The 18,581-nt window shown below is 26.3% G+C and carries 16 protein-coding genes; all 16 read left to right on the forward strand.

The genetic code is table 11. The annotated features are described in order from the left end of the window. Positions 1–248: 248 nt before the first annotated feature. Complete coding sequence (gene mraZ / locus VP91_RS03615) at positions 249–728, forward strand: division/cell wall cluster transcriptional repressor MraZ (RefSeq protein ID WP_169036068.1); 480 nt, start codon at positions 249–251, stop codon at positions 726–728. Beyond that, positions 718–2,208 (forward strand): cell division protein FtsZ, encoded by a 1,491-nt coding sequence (ftsZ, locus tag VP91_RS03620; protein ID WP_169036069.1) that lies wholly within the window; start codon positions 718–720, stop codon positions 2,206–2,208. The genes mraZ and ftsZ overlap by 11 nt, the downstream gene beginning before the upstream one ends. Positions 2,209–2,226: 18 nt before the next feature. Beyond that, positions 2,227–3,237 (forward strand): 16S rRNA (cytosine(1402)-N(4))-methyltransferase RsmH, encoded by a 1,011-nt coding sequence (rsmH, locus tag VP91_RS03625; protein ID WP_169036070.1) that lies wholly within the window; start codon positions 2,227–2,229, stop codon positions 3,235–3,237. Then, positions 3,234–3,542, forward strand: coding sequence for a cell division protein FtsL (locus VP91_RS03630; RefSeq protein WP_169036071.1), 309 nt, complete (start codon positions 3,234–3,236; stop codon positions 3,540–3,542). Before rsmH ends, VP91_RS03630 begins: the two co-directional genes overlap by 4 nt. After that, the gene (locus VP91_RS03635) at positions 3,535–5,217 is read left to right on the forward strand and encodes a peptidoglycan D,D-transpeptidase FtsI family protein (protein ID WP_169036072.1); all 1,683 of its coding nucleotides are present in this window, start codon (positions 3,535–3,537) and stop codon (positions 5,215–5,217) included. The genes VP91_RS03630 and VP91_RS03635 overlap by 8 nt, the downstream gene beginning before the upstream one ends. Positions 5,218–5,224: 7 nt before the next feature. After that, positions 5,225–8,071: a UDP-N-acetylmuramoyl-L-alanyl-D-glutamate--2,6-diaminopimelate ligase gene (locus VP91_RS03640; protein ID WP_169036073.1), complete on the forward strand. Its 2,847-nt coding sequence runs from the start codon at positions 5,225–5,227 to the stop codon at positions 8,069–8,071. Next, the gene (mraY, locus tag VP91_RS03645) at positions 8,061–9,146 is read left to right on the forward strand and encodes a phospho-N-acetylmuramoyl-pentapeptide-transferase (RefSeq protein ID WP_169036074.1); all 1,086 of its coding nucleotides are present in this window, start codon (positions 8,061–8,063) and stop codon (positions 9,144–9,146) included. Before VP91_RS03640 ends, mraY begins: the two co-directional genes overlap by 11 nt. After that, the gene (gene murD / locus VP91_RS03650; protein WP_169036075.1) at positions 9,146–10,417 is read left to right on the forward strand and encodes a UDP-N-acetylmuramoyl-L-alanine--D-glutamate ligase; all 1,272 of its coding nucleotides are present in this window, start codon (positions 9,146–9,148) and stop codon (positions 10,415–10,417) included. Before mraY ends, murD begins: the two co-directional genes overlap by 1 nt. Further along, complete coding sequence (locus VP91_RS03655) at positions 10,418–11,542, forward strand: FtsW/RodA/SpoVE family cell cycle protein (RefSeq protein ID WP_169036076.1); 1,125 nt, start codon at positions 10,418–10,420, stop codon at positions 11,540–11,542. Continuing rightward, entirely contained in the window at positions 11,543–12,613 is a 1,071-nt protein-coding gene (locus VP91_RS03660) for a UDP-N-acetylglucosamine--N-acetylmuramyl-(pentapeptide) pyrophosphoryl-undecaprenol N-acetylglucosamine transferase (RefSeq protein WP_169036077.1), read from the forward strand. It begins immediately after the preceding gene. Continuing rightward, positions 12,603–13,997 carry a UDP-N-acetylmuramate--L-alanine ligase gene (gene murC / locus VP91_RS03665; protein ID WP_169036078.1) on the forward strand — a complete coding sequence of 465 codons (1,395 nt, stop codon included), beginning with the start codon at positions 12,603–12,605 and terminating at the stop codon, positions 13,995–13,997. The genes VP91_RS03660 and murC overlap by 11 nt, the downstream gene beginning before the upstream one ends. Continuing rightward, complete coding sequence (murB, locus tag VP91_RS03670) at positions 13,994–14,905, forward strand: UDP-N-acetylmuramate dehydrogenase (RefSeq protein WP_248289214.1); 912 nt, start codon at positions 13,994–13,996, stop codon at positions 14,903–14,905. The genes murC and murB overlap by 4 nt, the downstream gene beginning before the upstream one ends. 2 nt (positions 14,906–14,907) lie before the next feature. Continuing rightward, complete coding sequence (locus VP91_RS03675; RefSeq protein WP_169036080.1) at positions 14,908–15,822, forward strand: D-alanine--D-alanine ligase; 915 nt, start codon at positions 14,908–14,910, stop codon at positions 15,820–15,822. Then, positions 15,803–16,480 (forward strand): cell division protein FtsQ/DivIB, encoded by a 678-nt coding sequence (locus VP91_RS03680; RefSeq protein ID WP_169036081.1) that lies wholly within the window; start codon positions 15,803–15,805, stop codon positions 16,478–16,480. The genes VP91_RS03675 and VP91_RS03680 overlap by 20 nt, the downstream gene beginning before the upstream one ends. Then, positions 16,477–17,583: a cell division FtsA domain-containing protein gene (locus VP91_RS03685; RefSeq protein WP_169036082.1), complete on the forward strand. Its 1,107-nt coding sequence runs from the start codon at positions 16,477–16,479 to the stop codon at positions 17,581–17,583. Before VP91_RS03680 ends, VP91_RS03685 begins: the two co-directional genes overlap by 4 nt. Positions 17,584–17,652: 69 nt before the next feature. Continuing rightward, positions 17,653–18,573: a UDP-3-O-acyl-N-acetylglucosamine deacetylase gene (lpxC, locus tag VP91_RS03690; protein WP_169036083.1), complete on the forward strand. Its 921-nt coding sequence runs from the start codon at positions 17,653–17,655 to the stop codon at positions 18,571–18,573. Positions 18,574–18,581 lie beyond the last annotated feature (8 nt).

Here is an 18,581-nt window from a genome sequence, read left to right on the forward strand (position 1 = left end):
TCAATAACTATTTTATAAAAAAATACATGTTCACCTTTTGATTCATAATTGAGTCATTTCTGTTCTTTTTTTTCTTTTTCAGATTGCAGTATGTTTAAAATGAAATTGATCTTTAACTAAATAACAATATACAAGAATTACCCATAATTATTAGTAAATCTGCTTAAAATGAACATATTGACTTAAGTTTAAAAAACCCATATTGTCCCATATATTCCCAATTATGGAATTTATGAAATATAAAAAATATGTTTTTATCTACTTACGAGAACAGAATAGACAAAAAGGGAAGGGTGTCAGTGCCAGCTAATTTTAGGTCTCACCTTTCAAATTTGGGATATAATGGAGTTATTTGCTATCCATCATTCAATAATCAATCTATTGAAGCTTGTTCACAAGACAGAATTGAAAAACTTTCATCAAGTATAGACTCTCTTAATCCATTTGAAGAAAAAAGAGACTATTTTGCAACATCAATATTGTCTGAAAGTATAAATTTACAATTTGATAGCGAAGGAAGAATTTCGCTTTCAACAAAATTATTAAATCATGCAAAAATAAAAAATAGCATGTTGTTTGTAGGTCAAGGTCAAACATTCCAAATATGGGAACCAACATCATTTGAAAAATTTAAGGTCAATGCTAGAAAAAAAGCGAATTTAAATCGTGCAAGCCTTAAATGGGAAAAACATTTTAATAATAATGAGGGGAATAAAAATGACAATTAACTTTAAAGCACCAGAGATAAAAGAATTGCAGCCACGATTACTAGTTGTGGGAGTTGGAGGTGCAGGTGGAAATGCACTTAATGAAATGATTGATAATGGATTGCAAGGGGTGGAATTTATTGCTGTCAATACTGATGCACAAGATTTAAAATCAAGTAAAGCAAAAGCAAGAATTCAAATTGGTTTAAATTTAACAAAAGGTTTAGGTGCAGGAGCCAAGCATGACATTGGTCAAGCAGCTGCAGACGAGTCTTTAAATGATATTATTAATACACTCCAGGGTGCAAATATGGTTTTCATTGCTGCTGGTATGGGAGGTGGAACTGGTACAGGAGCAGCACACGTGATTGCAAGAGCCGCCAAAGAATTAAATATTTTAACAGTAGGTGTTGTTACCCTACCTTTTTTATATGAAGGACCCTCAAGAATGAGAACAGCTCAGCAAGGTCTTGAAGAATTAAGAAAACATGTAGATACAATTATTGTAATTCCAAATCAAAATTTATTTAAAATTGCGAATGAGCAAACTACATTTGAAGAGTCATTCAAGCTTTCAAATAATGTTTTGATGCAAGGTGTACAAAGTGTAACTGATTTAATGGTTAGACCAGGGATAGTTAACTTAGACTTTGCAGATGTCGAAACCGTAATGTCATCAATGGGAAAAGCTATGATGGGAACAGGAGAAGCTGAAGGAGAAGATAGAGCAACAAAAGCGACAGATATGGCAATCAGCAATCCGTTGATTGATGACTATACATTAAAAGGTGCAAAAGGTTTGTTAGTAAACATTACTGGTGGAAAGGATCTTAAACTTTTTGAAGTTGATGAAGTTGTAAACAAGATAAGAGCCGAAGTAGATCCAGAGGCTGAAGTTATCATTGGAGCTATCACTTCTAGTGATCTTGATGGAAAAATCAGAGTATCAATTGTTGCTACTGCATTAGATGGACAGCAACCAGACAGTAAATCTGTGATTAATATGGTTCATAGAATACAAAATAGGAATCCTGGGTATTCAGACTTTAATACTACGGGTACAACTCAATCATTTAATTATTCATCTACAGTAACGAGTCCTATTTCAGATGGAGCAAATGCATTAAAGTTAGAAAATGAAATTATTGCAGAAACAACTATAAATAACTCATCATCAAAAATTATGAATGAACAGACTGTTGCAAATCAAGAAGTTGAAAGTATTGTTGGAGACAATAATCTTAATGACTATGAACAATCTTTTGCTGAGGAAGCAGTAAGTACAACTAGTGAAATTAAGGAAAAAAATGTTATGGAGACAAAGCATATTTCTAATGGATTGGAAAACTTTGGTGTAGAAGGCGAGAGTGCACCAGATTTATTTAATGCAGATTATGAAAATCCAGAATCAGAGAGCTTATTATCTTCGGAAGGTTTAGAAAATATTTCAGACGATGATGATCTAGAAATACCTGCATTTTTAAGAAGACAAAAAAATTAATGGTCTTCGAGAAAATAAATGATAGCCACCATAATACCAGATGTGAGAAGTCACTATCCGGTGTTACTAACTGAACTAATTAGTATTATAACCCCTCAATATGGTGGCACATTTATTGACTGTACATTTGGTCAAGGTGGATACACAAAAAAAATACTAAATTTTAAAAATACAAAAGTTATCGCTTTAGATAGGGATTTAGAGACTTTACAAAAAGTTGAAGAAATTCAAAATAAATATGGAAAAAGGTTTTTATTTAAAAATATTAAATTCAGTCAATTAAATAATTTAAAACTCAAAAATGAAAGCGTAAAAGGTGTTATTTTTGATCTGGGATATTCTTACACACAAATAAAAGATCCAAAAAAAGGTCTCTCCTTTGAAAGTACTGGACAACTTAATATGAAGATGGGAATTAACAATTTTTCTGCGAATGAAGCAATTAACATTCTAGATGAAAAAGAACTTTCTCAAATATTTAAGTTTTTTGGAGATGAAAAAGATAGTAATAGAATAGCACATAACATTGTAGAAGATAGAGAGACGAGAGAAATAACAACAGAAGAATTAGTAAGAATTATTGAGTCATCAAAAAGAAAAAAAAAATCGAAGACACACAGTGCAACAAAAGTTTTCCAAGCATTAAGAATTTTTGTTAATAAAGAAATAAGTGAACTAATTTATGGGTTAATAAATGCAGCAAGAGTTGTCAAAAAAGATGGAATTATAGCAGTTGTTACATTTCACTCATTAGAAGATAAAATAGTAAAATATTTTTTTAAAAGTTTATCAGAAAATAAAAGTGTTTCACGATACATGCCAAAGGGTGAAGAAAAAATTAATCTGTTTAAAACTATAAATAAGAAAGCAATCTTTCCATCAGAAATTGAAATTAAAAATAACCCTCCATCAAGATCTGCAAAATTAAGATATGTTATAAAGAAAGAAGATTTTTATGACTTTGAAACTGACATCCTAGAAAAATTTGATTATTTAATTAAAATTGAAAACTTTTCTAAAAAATTATGAAGAAAGTAGTATTTATATCTATCTTCATACTAATACTAGCTACATCACTAGTAAAGAATTCCACAAAAGAAATCGAAGATAAAATTTTTATGGTAAATGAAAATATCAGACCATTAAAATCAGAGTTAGGTGATGTACTTTTAGAGTATAATTACTTAACTTCCCCAGAAAAATTAACCCAATATCAAAATCAGTATTTTGAAAAAAATTTAATAAAAATTGATATTACTAAAATCAAAAAGTTAATTGAAATGAATACTCAAATCAAGATAAGTGACTATATAGAAAAAACTAACAATGAATGATAAAAAAAATAACGTTACTCTGGAAGAGTATGAAAATAAATTTTCATATAAAAAAAGTAAAACAAATTTAAATATAGAGTTTAATAGAATAGCCTTCATTTTTTTTTTATTTCTAGCAATTTCAATAATATACTCAATACAACTTCTTCATTTAGGATCATTAAAAATAAAGAATGAGAACAAACTTTTAAGTGTTAAAAAAAATTACAGAGCAGATATAGTGGATAGAAATGGAAATTATTTAGTCAAAACAGTTAGTTCTATAGATATCGGTATCAATCCTACAGAAGTTATTGACAAAAAAAAACTTTTAATCAATTTAAAACTGATATTTCCAAATAAAGATTACATTGATATTTCAGACAAACTCAAAAAAAAAAGATATTTTTATTTAGAAAAAAAAATATCAGCAGATAATTATGAAAAGATAATGTCACTTGGAGACAAGTCTATTAAGTCAGAAGAAAAATTAACAAGAATTTATCCACAAAAAAATCTTTTTAGTCATATTATAGGACAAATAGACGATAATAATAAAGGGATATCAGGTCTAGAAAAATCTTTTAATAAGAGATTAAAAGAAAAAAGGGAACCTCTTCAATTAACTTTGGATACCGATATACAGTATTTAATCAGAGAAGAGCTGGTAAAATTTCAATCAATATTTAGAAGCAAAGGTAGTACGGCAATTTTAATGAATGTTAATAATGGTGAAATACTTTCAATGGTTTCTTACCCAGACTTTGATCTAAACAAAAGAGAAGTAGTGAATGATTTAAATTTTATAAATAGAGCAACAAAAGGTGTGTATGAATTGGGATCTGTATTTAAAACTTTTACCGTTGCTGCAGGATTAGAAGAAGGTTTAATTAAAACTAATACAGAATTTTTAAATCTAGAAAAAAAATTAAAATGTGGAAAAAATAATATTTCTGAATATGATAATAAAATTCCATCAGATCTTACAGTTGAGCAAATTTTAATTAGATCAGGTAATATAGGATCTGTTAGAATTGGACAAAAGCTTGAAATTGAAAAATTAAAATCATTTTTACAAAAAATAGGTATTTTAAGTAAAATAAATTTTGACATAGAGGAGGTTGGTGTACCAATTCCTTTTAAGTGGGGTAAATGTAAACTAGCAACTGTCTCATTTGGGCACGGTATAACCACAACTCCACTCCAATTAGCAAAAGCTTACGGAATTATTGTAAATGGTGGTTTTGAAATTCAACCAAGTGTTATTAAAAAAAATTCAGAAAATAATCAAAACCAAAAAAGAATTATTAAAAAAGGAGTTTCAGAACAAATAAATGAAATATTAAGAAAAATTGTAACAACAAAAGAGGGCACAGCGGGATTGGCAAATATAGAGGGATATGAGGTTGGTGGAAAAACTGGTACAGCTGAAAAGGCTACTGTTGGAGGTTATACAAGAAAAGCAAAAGTTAATACCTTTGTATCCATTTTTCCTACATCAAAGCCTAAATACGTGATGATAGTATTACTAGACGAACCAAAAACATCAGAAGACTATATTTATAAATATAAGAATAAGAGTGGATCTTACAAAGGGACACCATTTAATACAGCTGGATGGACATCAGTTGAAGTTGCTGGAAAAATTATACAAAAAATTGGGCCTATTTTAGCCACAAAATATAAAGAAAATTAGCCTATTCATGATCATCAGCAATTTTATTAAAGAAATAGAATTAAAATATAAGAATCATTATTTTTCAGGTATTTGTTTTGATAGCACAAAATGCAAAAAAGATAATATTTTCTTTGCGATAAAGGGAACTAAAATAGATGGTAATAAATTTATTAACCATGCTATTCAAAAAGGTGCAAGAACTATTGTTTCTAATCAAAAATTCGAAGGTATAAAAAGGAATATACTATTTATAAGATCTTCTAATGTAAGAAAATCTTTAGCAGAATTTGCTTACAAAGTTTATAAAAATAAACCAAAAAACTTAATTGCTGTAACTGGAACTAATGGTAAATCTTCAGTAGCTGATTTTTATTTTCAAATTTTAAAGTTAAATAAAAAAAAAGTAGCTTCAATAGGTACTCTAGGTATTAAAACACAAAACTATTTAAAAAAAGTTTCAAATACAACTATCAATCCAATTACTTTAAGTAAAATTCTACACAAACTTAAAAAAGAAAAAATTAACAATGTGATATTAGAGGCATCTAGTCATGGACTTAAACAAAATAGATTAGATGGTTTGAAATTTAAAACAGGTATATTTACTAATTTATCTCATGATCATTTAGATTATCATAAAACATTTAGTGATTATCTTAAGTCAAAACTATATCTTTTTAAAAAATTACTTAAAAAAAAGGGGAACATAGTCACTGATGTAGAAATTCCCCAATATAGTAGAATTAAGAAGATATCCTTAAAAGAAAAATTAAATATTGAAACAGTTTCAAATAAAAAAGGGAACTTAGAAGTCATCTCTCATATATATCAAAATGAAAAACAAATAGTTGAAATAAAATATAAGAAAAATATTTATAAATTTAAAACAAAATTAATAGGAAAAGTTCAGGTTAAAAATATTTTAATGGCAATGATTGCGGCAACTAAAAGTAACTTAAGTTTTAAAAGAGTAATCAATACAATTGATAATCTTAAACCAGTAAGTGGAAGATTAGAACAAATTGGAAATATTAAAAATAATTCAAGAGTTATATTGGATTATGCACATACACCTGACGCACTGGAAGTATCTTTAAAGAGTATAAAAGAACAATTTAAAAATAGACAAATTTCAATAGTTTTTGGTTGTGGGGGAGATAGAGATAAAACAAAAAGACCAATGATGGGTAGAATAGCTAATCAATATTGTGATAACGTTTATTTAACAGATGATAACCCAAGATATGAAGACCCAAAAGCAATAAGAGCTTCCATTAAAAAAAATATTAGTCAATCTAAAGTAAATGAGATTCCAAATAGAGCTACTGCAATTAAAAAAGCAATATTTGACTTGAAAACAGGAAATATTTTAATTGTTGCAGGTAAAGGTCATGAAAAAATTCAAGAATATAAAAAAATTAAAAAATTATTTTCAGATCAACAACAAATATTAAAAAATATTACAATTAAAAATAAAACACTTTCAAGTAACCTTAAACTAAATATTTTAAAAGAATTAAGTAACACAAATAATATTTTTTCAAAAATAAAAATTAAAAATGCATCAATTAATTCGAAAGAAATTAGTAAAAACGATATTTTTTTTGCAATTAAGGGTAAAAATAAAAATGGCAATTTATTTGTTAAAGAAGCCTTTGCTAGGGGCGCATCTCTAGCAATAGTTAATAATCAAAAAAAATCTAAAAAAAAAATAATAGTAAAAGATACCTTAAAGTTGTTGACGAAATCATCTTCTATTTTAAGAGACAATCTATCAAGTAAAATTATATCAATCACAGGAAGTTGTGGTAAAACTTCACTCAAAGAATTAGCCGGAAGATCTTTAAATAAAATTAGTCAAGTAACCTATTCTCCAAAATCATTTAATAACAAATTTGGTGTTCCGTTAAGTTTATTTAATTTAAAAAAAAATGATGACTTTGGTATTTTTGAGGTAGGAATGGATAAAAGAGGGGAAATTGATTATTTATCAAAAATTATTAAACCTGATGTTGGTGTAATTACAAATGTTTCATACGCTCACATTAAAAATTTTAAAAGTATCAATCAAATAGCTTTAGCTAAATCAGAGATTATAAAAAATATAAAAGAGGAGGGTCACCTTATTTTAAACAAAGATGACCAATTTTTTAATTTTCACAAAAAAATAGGATTAAAAAGAAATTTAAAAATTCTTTCTTTTAGTTTGAGAGATAAAAGTGCAACAGTTAATTTAGACTCTATTTTAAAAAAGAAATCTAAATATAAAATCTCTATAGATATAGATAAAACAAAAAAATATTTTTATTTTAATTCTTTTTTTGAAAATGATTTAAAAAATTTATTAGCAACGATTACAATCATATCAATTTATAAGGATATACTTAAATTAGATAAGAATCTGTTTTATAACCACAAAGTAGCAAGTGGTCGTGGAGACTTAATAAAGGTAAAATTATATAACAAATTTATTTACCTTGTAGATGAAAGCTATAATTCAAACCCACTATCTCTAAAATCTGCGTTAAAAAATTTTAATATGATGAAAATTCATAATACAAAAAAACATTTATTACTTGGAGATATGTTAGAACTTGGTAAATATTCAAAAAAACTACACACTGAGGTTGGAAAAAGCATTAACAAAACTTCTCTCAAAAATGTTAATATTATTGGTAAGCACACTAAATGGCTATTCAATACTCTCGATAAAAGTAAAAGAGGAATTATTATTAAAAATAAATCTCAAATAATTGATTTGATTAAAAACGTTTTAAATAATAATGATTATTTAATGATTAAAGGTTCCAATTCTACAGGACTTAACAGTTTAACCAATCAAATCAAAAAAGGTAAATTAAATGCTTTATAGTCTCATTTCCCAATTAGTAGATCAGTACAGTTTTTTAAATGTTTTCAAATATCTTACTTTTCGAACTGGTTTGGCAATGTTCACCTCTATGATTGTAGTATTGTTAGTTGGTACACCATTTATTAAATTTTTTTCAGCAAGACAAATCTTAGATCCAATAAGAGAAGATGGTCCAACTGAACATATTGTAAAAAAAATAGGAACACCAACAATGGGAGGCGTTTTAATATTGCTTGGTTTATTTGCAGGAATACTTTTTTGGGGAGATTTATATAATTATCACATATGGTTTTTACTTTATATAGTAACAAGCTTTGGTTTGCTTGGAGCCTATGATGATTATAAAAAAATTAAATTTAAAAATTCTTCTGGAATTTCATTTAGATTTAAACTTATTTCACAAATTTTAATAGCAACAGTTGGTATTCTTGGGTTGTCTCAATTATCTCAAAATGATGAATTAACAAACTTATATTTTCCATTCTTTAAAAATTTAATTGTAAACTTGGGTTGGTTCTTTATACCATTTTCAATATTTATAATCATAGGTTCCTCAAATGCAGTTAATCTTACAGACGGACTTGATGGATTAGCAACAGTACCAGTTATATTAGTAGCAGGATGTTTTGCATTTATTAGTTACGTTACGGGCAATATAGTATTTTCAGAATATTTGAATATACCTTATCTAGAAGGTATGGGTGAGGTAGCTGTTTTTTGTGGATCAATCATTGGTGCATGTCTGGGTTTCTTATGGTTTAATGCACCACCTGCTAAAATATTTATGGGTGATACAGGATCTTTAGCGCTCGGTGGATCGTTAGGTGCAGTTGGTATAATTACTAAGCATGAAATAGTTTTAGCAATAACAGGTGGCCTATTTGTTTTAGAAGCTGTCTCAGTTATTGTGCAAGTAGTGTCATTTAAATTGACAGGAAAAAGAGTTTTTAGAATGGCTCCTATTCACCATCATTTTGAAAAAAAAGGTTGGCCAGAGTCTACTGTTGTAATTAGATTTTGGATTATTTCAATAATTCTTGCAATGATTGGGTTGGCGACATTGAAGCTTAGATAATGTTAAATAATCAAAATATTTTTTATAAAAAAAAAATTTTAATTTATGGTCTTGGAAAGAGTGGCTTATCAGCTTTTAAATTTTTAAAAAAAAATAATCAAATCACTACACATGATGATAAAATAAAAAGTGGTATAAAAAGAATAACATCTGTTAAATTTGATTACATAATAATCAGTCCTGGAATAGATATCCATAAATGCAATCTAAGTAAATTTTTAAAAAAAAATTCTAAAAAAATTTACACAGATTTAGATGTTTTTTATAGCCATCATAAACAAAATAATAAGATCACAATTACAGGAACCAATGGCAAATCTACTACAGCTAAAATTTTGTACGAGGTATTAAAAGATCAAAAAATAGATGTTCGTCTAGTAGGCAACATAGGAAACCCAGTTCTCTTAGAAAAAAAAGTTACAAATAAGACTGTTTTTGTCATTGAGGCCTCGTCATATCAGTTAGAATATAGCAAATTATTTAAATCTAACATATCTTTAATTTTAAATATATCGCCAGATCATCTTGAGAGACATAGGACTATTACCAGATATGTGGCTGCGAAATTTAAATTGATAAAAAATCAGTCTGAAAATGATTATGCAATTTTAAATACTAAAAATTTTTATATTAAAAGAGAATTAAAATTAAAAAATTTTTTGCCCAAGTTAATAAAAATTGAAAATAATATAGATGAGAGATTTTTAAAAAGAATAAATAATCAATATTTTAGTACAGATGGGAATAGAGAGAATATAAAATTTATTTTTGAGGTTACTAAAATATTAAAACTCAAAAAGAATATTTTAATTAAAACACTTAAAAAATTTAAAGGACTTAAATATAGGCAAGAAAAAATTTTTCAGTCAAAAAAGTTAACTATTATTAATGATTCAAAGTCTACAAGTTTTTCATCATCAGCAAGTTTGCTAAAATCATTAACTAATGTCCATTGGATAGTTGGAGGTCAAGCCAAAAAAGGAGATAAGCTATTGTTGTCTCAAAAAAATTGTAAAGATTTTAAAGCATATATATTTGGAGCTAATAAGAGTTTTTTTATAAGTAAAATAAAAAGACTTATGAAATACGAGTCTTTTGCAGATTTAAAAAGTTTAATTAAGAAATTATCTGTAGAGATTAAAACAGACAAAAAAATAGCTCATAAAACAATTTTATTTAGTCCATCAGCAGCATCATTTGATTATTTTAAAAATTTTGAGAAACGTGGAGAATATTTCAATCAACTGATAAAAAAATACTTAAATACTTAAATGCTTAATTTTAATTCTATATATAAATTTTATTATGAATGGTGGAAAAATCTAGATAAGGCTCTCTTTGTAATAATAATGTTTTTATTTAGCTTAGGGTTATTTTTTTCTTTGGTATCAACTTCTTTAATTGTATCCGACAGGTTAGACACTAACAATTATTTCTTCTTTTTCAAACATTTTATATATATTTTAATTGGAATCATCATTTTAGTATTTTTTTCATCATTGAGTGAGGATAATCTTTTTAAGATTTCTTTTTATCTTTTTTTTACATCTTTATTTTTTTTATTTTTGATTCCATTTTTTGGTACAGAAGTAAATGGATCCAAGAGGTGGCTTAACCTCTTTTTTTTACCAAGATTTCAACCAATAGAAATAGTTAAACCGTTCATAATAGTTTTTATTGCCACAATTTTATGTAGTGAAAAAAACTTTAATATTTATTTCAAATACTTATTGACTTTTTTTGCAATAATACCTGCTTGTCTTTTATTAATGATACAACCCGATATTGGTCAAACGCTACTCATTTTTTTAGCATGGGCTACGTTAGTTTTTATTTCAGGCATAAGTTTACCCATTATTTTAATTTTTTTTAGTTTTACATTGATATCCTTAGTTTACATGGTTTTTTTTATCTCAAAATTTGCCTACATAAAAAGTAGAATTCTATCTTTTTTTAATCCGAGTGATGGAACACATAATTTTCAATCTGATAAAGCAATTGATGCAATAAGTAGCGGTGGTTTTTTTGGAAAAGGGATTGGTGAGGGTACTTTAAAAAATAGAGTACCTGAGGCCCATACAGATTATATTATTTCAGTAATATCAGAAGAATTTGGTGTTGTAGCAATTGTGCTATTGTTGATTTTGTTCTTATTTTTTATCTATACTGTATTCAAAAAAATATATTTAGAAAAAAGTGAAAAAATTAAATTAATTTTAACTGGAACAATGTGTTTGATTATTTTTCAGGCTTTGATCCACATTGGAGTTAATATTAGATTATTCCCTACAACAGGCATGACCTTACCTTTTTTGAGTTACGGAGGCTCATCAATTGTAGGTGTATCAATATTATCTGGGATAATATTGAATTTAACAAAAAGAAAAATTGATTAAATGGCACAAAAAATTTTAATTAGTACAGGTGGATCAGGCGGGCATGTTGTGCCAGCCACAATACTATATGAACATTTGAAGAACCAATTTCAAGTATTTATGACAATAGATAACAGGGGTGTTAAATTTTTAGATAAAAATAAATATAATATAGAAATAATTGATGTACCACCGATATCAAAAAATTTTTTCTTATTGCCTTTTCAATTTTTTATGATGATTTATATAATTATAAAATCAGTAATTTTTTTAAAAAAAAAAAAAATAGATACATTAATTTCAACAGGTGGTTATATGTCTCTACCACTATGTTTGGCATCAAAAATTTTAAATATTAAACTACTTTTATTTGAACCAAATATAGTCTTAGGAAGGTCAAACAAATTTTTTATTAAATCTTGTAAAAAAATTTTTTGTTACACTGATAAGATTAAAAATTTTCCAAAAAAATATTTGAATAAAATTAATGTAATTCCAGCTTTATTGAGAAAGGAATTTTATGAAATTAAAAGAACTGAAAATATTGATAGTTGTGTCAATTTATTGATAGTAGGTGGAAGTCAAGGAGCACAAATATTTGATACGTTAGTTAAAAAATCAATAGTAGAATTGTCGAGAAAATATACTTTAAAAATTTACCAACAAACTAATGCATTTAATTTTGAAGAATTAGAAAAATTTTATAAAAATGAAAATATTAATCATTCAATATTTGATTTTGATGAAGATATTTCAAATATTATGAGTAGATCCAACCTATGTATTACTAGAGCAGGTGCCTCAACATTAGCAGAGATAGTTTTTTTAAATTTACCTTCTATTGTAATTCCATTACCTACTTCAAAAGACAATCATCAATTTGAAAATGCTATTTTTTATAACAAAATGGGATGTAATTGGATTTTAAACCAAAATGAAATTGAGGATGAGACTATTACAAATAAACTTGGTAATATTATAGATAACAAAGATGAATACTTATCAAAAAAATTGAATATGAAAAATTTTAGCTATCAAAATACTTGGAATAATATAAATCAGAAAATCACATTTGTTATTAATGAAAATTGAATTAGCAAAAACTGAAATTATACATTTTGTTGGTATAGGTGGGATTGGTATGAGCGGTCTTGCGCTCATAATGAGAAGAATGGGTTTCAATGTCCAAGGTAGTGATGTTTATATTAATAAGAATGTTGAGAGGTTAAAAAAAGACAAAATTAAAGTTAATATTAAACATACAAAAAAAAATGTAATAAATGCTACTATTGTGGTTGTTTCGTCTGCCATAAAAAAAAATAATCCAGAGTTAATAGAGGCTAAAAAAAAACAACTTCCAATTTACAAACGTGGAGAAATGTTAGCCAATATAGTGTCCTTAACAAAAAATATTGTTGTGACAGGGTCTCATGGTAAGACCACAACAACATCTTTATTGGCTGCAATATTCTCAAAAACAAAACTAGATCCGACTATAATAAATGGTGGAGTTCTTAATGCAATTAAAAGTACAGCAAAACTTGGAAAAAGTGATTGGTGCATATTAGAGGCAGACGAGTCAGACGGAAGCTTTATTTATGTTCCTCCAACTTATTCTATTGTGACGAACATAGATCGTGAACATATGGATTATTACAATTCAATGAACGATCTCAAAAATTTATTTATAAAATTTATTAATAAAGTACCTTCCTTTGGAAAGTCGTTTATTTGTATTGATAATAAAAATAATCGAGACTTATTAAAAAAGATAAAAATCAAAAATTTCTATACATATGGAATTAATTCAAATGCACAATTTCGTATTAAAAACATCAAACAAGCAAAAAATTTTTCAGAGTACGATTTAGCAATTAATTTACCAGGAAAAAAAGATACAGTTATTAAAACAATTAAGATTCCTCTTCTTGGTATTCATAATATATTAAATTCAACAGCAGCAGCAGCTGTTGGACTAACAATTGGAATTTCAAAAAAAATTATAAAAAATGGACTAAAAGAATTCAAAGGTGTTCAAAGAAGATTTAATAAAATTTTTACATATAGGGAAACTAACTTTTATGATGACTATGCGCATCATCCAACAGAAATTAAAGAAGTTTTAAATGGAGTTAGGGCCGCTTATAAGAAAGAGGAAGTTATATGCGTATTTCAGCCCCACAGAATATCTAGATTAAAAGATTTAAAAAAAGAATTTAGTTCTTCATTTAAAAAAGCAGATATAGTAATTTTATGTCCTGTTTATGCCGCAGGTGAAAAAATAAAATTAGGATTTGATTATAATAGTTTTGCAAAAAGTATAATAAGAAATTCAAAAGTTAAACTATTCATGATTCAAAACCAATATGAATTAGCAAAATTAATAAAAAATACTATCTATGGAAAAAAAATAGTTGTTGGCATGGGAGCCGGCTCTATTTCAGCATGGATGAGAGAATTACCAAGTTTAATATGATATTGTCAAAGGAAGTAAAAGAATTTTCAAATGAAGTTAGTAGTAAAATTTATTCTGATTATAATTTAAAAAAAAGCAATTGGTTTAACATTGGTGGCAAAACTAAAATCTACTTTAAACCTGATAATTTAGCTGATCTAATATTATTTTTAAAAAGATTTGGAAATAAAGAAAAAATACATATTTTAGGTGCAGGATCTAATACACTTATAAGTGATAAAACATTTGATGGTGCAGTTATTAAATTAGGAAAAAATTTTTCTAATATTTCTATATTACCTAGCGGTATAATAGTTGCGGGTAGTGCTTGTCTTGATAAGAAGCTATCAGACTTTGCTTTAGAAAATGAAATAGGAAATTTTGAATTTTTAGCATGCATACCAGGTACGGTTGGGGGAGGAATAAGGATGAACGCAGGCTGCTTTAATAAAGAATTTAAAGACATATTAATCTCAATACAAGCAATTGATAAAAATGGTAAGGTTTTAACAATACCAGCAAATGAAGTTATTTTTAACTATAGAAAAAATAATTTATCTGAAAATTTAATATTTTTAAGTGCCTCGTTTAGAGGAGAAAAGAAAGATAAAAATAAAATTAAAAAAGAAATTTTGAGATTGAAAAATAAAAAGGATGGTACCCAACCAACAAAAATTAAAACAAGCGGTAGCACATTTAAAAATCCAATTAATCAATCTGATAAAAAAGTTTGGGAATTAATAAAAGAATCAGTACCGTTGGACACAAGTTTTGGAGGCGCTTATATTTCTGACAAACATTGTAATTTTTTTGTAAACAAAAATAATGCTAGCTTTGAAGATATGAATAAATTGATAAAATTTGTTGAAGAATCTGTTAAAAAAAAAACAGGGATTGTTTTAGAAAAAGAAATTAAGATACTTGAATAGTTATGACAAAAAGAATTTTAGTACTTTGTGGTGGAATTTCCAAAGAACGTTTAATTAGTTTGGATACAGGAAAACAAGTAGCTAATGAATTGAGAAAAAATAGATATAAAGTTAAAACTTGTGAACCAGATTATACTTTATTAAAAAATATAAAATTATTTAAGCCAGATATAATTTTTAATGCATTACATGGGCAGTTTGGAGAGGATGGCTATATTCAAACAATTTTAGAAACTCAAAAAATTCCATACACTCATTCTGGGGTAATTGCATCATCTATTGCAATGGATAAAGAAATCTCAAAAAAAATTTTTATTAAAAATAAAATACTAACGCCAAAATATATTAAATTTGATTATAAAAAAAATAAAAAAAATATAATTAAAATTGTTGAAAAAAAATTAAAATTTCCTGTAGTATTAAAACCAATCAATGAAGGATCAAGTGTTCATGTATATATTTGTACTAAAAAAAACATAGTTAAAAATCTAAAAGCATTAAGTATATATAATCAAATTTTGATTGAAGAATTTATCGGAGGAAGAGAAATCCAAGTAGCTATAATGGGATCTAAAATGTTAGGTGCAATTGAATTAAAACCAAGAAGAAAATTCTATGACTACGAAGCAAAATATAATTTAAATGCAAAAACGAAACACATAATTCCCGTAAGTCTCAATAAAAAAGATTTAAAAAAAATTACTTCTATTACACATAAGGCTCATAAAATTATTGGCTGCAATGGTGTTACTAGGTCAGACTTTAAATTTTATAGAGGAAAATTCTATTTACTTGAAATTAATACTCAACCAGGAATGACAAAACTTTCATTAGTGCCAGAGATAGCCAGTTATGCAGGAATTAACTTCATACAATTAATTAAATGGATTTTAAAAGATGCATCAATTAATAGATAAAAAATTCAAAATAATTATATATTTACTATTTTTATTAATATTAAGCACAACAAGTAGAGAGTTTATAGAAAATCAAGATAACTATTTTTTTAAAATTAATCAAATTAATATTGAAGGACTTTCAAACAAAGATAACTTAAAAATTTACAATGAATTAAACATTTTACTTTATGAAAATATATTATCTATTCGTAAAAAAGAAATCCAAAAAATTATAAATCAGCATAATATAATAGAAGAACTTAGTATTAAAAAAATTTACCCATCAACAATTAAAATAAATATCAAACCAACCAGTTTTATTGCAAAACTTTCTGGTAGTGATCAACTTGTTGGTGAAAATGGTAAACTTATTAAGGATAAAGAAAATGTTAAGGTATTGCCTTATATATTTGGGGAATTTAGTTCTAAAGATTTTTTGATCTTCAAAAAAAAAATTGTGCTATCTAAATTTAATTTTGATAATTTTAAGATGTTATATTTTTTTCCTTCAAAAAGGTGGGATATTTTAACTTATGATGATATTTTAATTAAATTACCACAAGACAATATTTCTGATTCACTTAATCTTGCCTACAAAATTATAAATAGCAAAGATTTTAAAAAAACAACTCTTATTGATTTAAGAATGAATAACCACTTAATTACAAGAAAATGAATAATAAAAATTTTCAAACTTTTTTTGACTTTGGTTTTTCTAAAATTAGAGCTGGCACATTTAATACAAACAACCAAAATGAGTCCTTTTATCTTGATAGTGAATTCTTTACAGATCGATCAAATTTAGAATTAAAAATTCAAAAGATTGTTACGTCTCTTGAGAAAAAATCAAATGAATATATCAACAATATAAGCCTGATGATAGACAGTCCAGAAATGTTTTCTGTAGGCATTTCATTATCTAAAAAGTTTGATGGATCTATATTAAAAGAATCAAATATTCAATTTTTAGTTCAGGATGCTAAACAGCAAATTTTAAAACATTACATAAATTATAATGTTGTTCATATTATTATTAATAATTATAAAATTGATGGTGTTGATTATTCTTACTTTCCCGATGAAATTAAATGTAATTTTATATCTTTAGATATACTTTTTATTTGTTTGCCAACTGACTTTGTTCTTTTTTTTAAAACTATTTTTTCAAAATCCAATATTTTAATTGATCAAATAATCTGTTCAAGCTATGCAAAATCAATAAACCACAAAGAAAATCTAAAATTAAAAGAATATACTTCTTTTATTGATGTTGGATTTAATAAAACATCAATAATTTGCTACTTGAATAATAAGATTCTTTCTGTAGATGTTTTGCCAGTTGGTGGAAATCATATTACAAAAGATATTTCTCAAATACTAAAGATTGATATAGAACAGTCAGAGTACGCCAAGCACAATTTTACCCTTACTGATAAAGTTTTAAATCATAATGACGACTCAACTGAATTACTTCAAAAAACGGTTATAGCTAGAACAGATGAGTTACTTGAATTATGTGGTAAATTAATAGAGTCTAATTTACATACCTCAGATAAGTTTAATATGATGTTTATGGGTGAAGGTTCAAAAATATTTAATAACCAACAAAAAAATAAGAACTCTTTTTCATATGATATTAGTCTTATAGGAGAAACCTCCCAGGACATTTGTTTGTCTGGATTTAAATTTATACAAGGGTTAAATAAACAGGAGGTTGTAATGGTACCTAAAAGACAAATAAAACAGGGTTTTTTTGAAAAATTATTTCATTTTTTTTAGTTAAAATAGTATTTTACTGTAACATTTGTTGTGTTCCATAATTTTCTTGGAGAATTTATAAGGCTTGTGATGTCTTTATTGAATCAAAAAACTGTTAAAAAAAATATTATATTTAAAGGGATAGGCCTTCACAGTGGTTTGCTAGCAAATCTAACAATTAAACCATCAGAGCCTAACACTGGAATAATTTTTAAAAGAATGGACATTAAAAGTAACAACATTGTAATTCCTAATATTTTTAATGTTAGTAATGCCGCCTTTTGTACAACAATCTCAAATGATCATGGAATTACAGTTTCGACAATTGAACATTTAATGGGTGCATTTTATGGAATGGGAATTGACAACGCATTAATTGAAGTTGATAATCAAGAAATTCCTATTTTAGATGGATCTGCAAAAATATTTGTTGATGCAATTAATGATGTGGGTATTGAAGTCTCTAATACTCCAATTAAAATTATTAAAATAGAAAAAGAAGTAAGATTTCAAGATGGCAAAAAAATTATTACAGTTGAGCCAAGTAAAATGAGTTTGGACATAGACTTTGAGCTTAAATATGAAAACAAACTTATTAATACTCAAAGAAATATGATTAATATGTATGAGTCAGATCTAACTGATATTTATAATTCCAGAACATTCTGCTTATATGAAGATGTTGAAAAACTCAAAAAACTGGGATTGGCAAAGGGTGGTGATCTTCAAAATGCAATAGTAGTAAAAGATGACAAAATTTTAAATGAAGGTGGTCTTAGAAATGCAAAAGAATTTGTAAATCATAAAATTTTAGATTGTATGGGTGATTTATATTTATCTGGATATAAGATAGTAGGTAAAATTATTTGTTCTCAAGGTGGGCACAAACTAACAAATCAAATTTTAAGAAAAATATTTTCTAACAAAATTAATTACTCTATAGTTGAAATTAAAGAAAAAAACCTTCCACATACCTTGTTAAATAGAAAAATTTTACAGTCAATAGCTTAAACATTATA

The organism is Candidatus Pelagibacter communis (assembly GCF_012932795.1).
Taxonomy (GTDB): Bacteria; Pseudomonadota; Alphaproteobacteria; order Pelagibacterales; family Pelagibacteraceae; genus Pelagibacter; species Pelagibacter ubique_S.

Bases quoted from the DNA above. Each gene is read 5' to 3' on its own strand.
- murD (WP_169036075.1), top strand. From the start codon at position 9,146: ATGTTAAATAATCAAAATATTTTTTATAAAAAAAAAATTTTAATTTAT.
- VP91_RS03635 (WP_169036072.1), top strand. From the start codon at position 3,535: ATGAATGATAAAAAAAATAACGTTACTCTGGAAGAGTATGAAAATAAA.
- murB (WP_248289214.1), top strand. From the start codon at position 13,994: ATGATATTGTCAAAGGAAGTAAAAGAATTTTCAAATGAAGTTAGTAGT.
- rsmH (WP_169036070.1), top strand. From the start codon at position 2,227: ATGATAGCCACCATAATACCAGATGTGAGAAGTCACTATCCGGTGTTA.
- VP91_RS03685 (WP_169036082.1), top strand. From the start codon at position 16,477: ATGAATAATAAAAATTTTCAAACTTTTTTTGACTTTGGTTTTTCTAAA.
- murC (WP_169036078.1), top strand. From the start codon at position 12,603: ATGAAAATTGAATTAGCAAAAACTGAAATTATACATTTTGTTGGTATA.
- mraZ (WP_169036068.1), top strand. From the start codon at position 249: ATGTTTTTATCTACTTACGAGAACAGAATAGACAAAAAGGGAAGGGTG.
- VP91_RS03630 (WP_169036071.1), top strand. From the start codon at position 3,234: ATGAAGAAAGTAGTATTTATATCTATCTTCATACTAATACTAGCTACA.
- ftsZ (WP_169036069.1), top strand. From the start codon at position 718: ATGACAATTAACTTTAAAGCACCAGAGATAAAAGAATTGCAGCCACGA.
- VP91_RS03640 (WP_169036073.1), top strand. From the start codon at position 5,225: ATGATCATCAGCAATTTTATTAAAGAAATAGAATTAAAATATAAGAAT.
- mraY (WP_169036074.1), top strand. From the start codon at position 8,061: ATGCTTTATAGTCTCATTTCCCAATTAGTAGATCAGTACAGTTTTTTA.
- VP91_RS03680 (WP_169036081.1), top strand. From the start codon at position 15,803: ATGCATCAATTAATAGATAAAAAATTCAAAATAATTATATATTTACTA.
- lpxC (WP_169036083.1), top strand. From the start codon at position 17,653: ATGTCTTTATTGAATCAAAAAACTGTTAAAAAAAATATTATATTTAAA.
- VP91_RS03655 (WP_169036076.1), top strand. From the start codon at position 10,418: ATGCTTAATTTTAATTCTATATATAAATTTTATTATGAATGGTGGAAA.
- VP91_RS03660 (WP_169036077.1), top strand. From the start codon at position 11,543: ATGGCACAAAAAATTTTAATTAGTACAGGTGGATCAGGCGGGCATGTT.
- VP91_RS03675 (WP_169036080.1), top strand. From the start codon at position 14,908: ATGACAAAAAGAATTTTAGTACTTTGTGGTGGAATTTCCAAAGAACGT.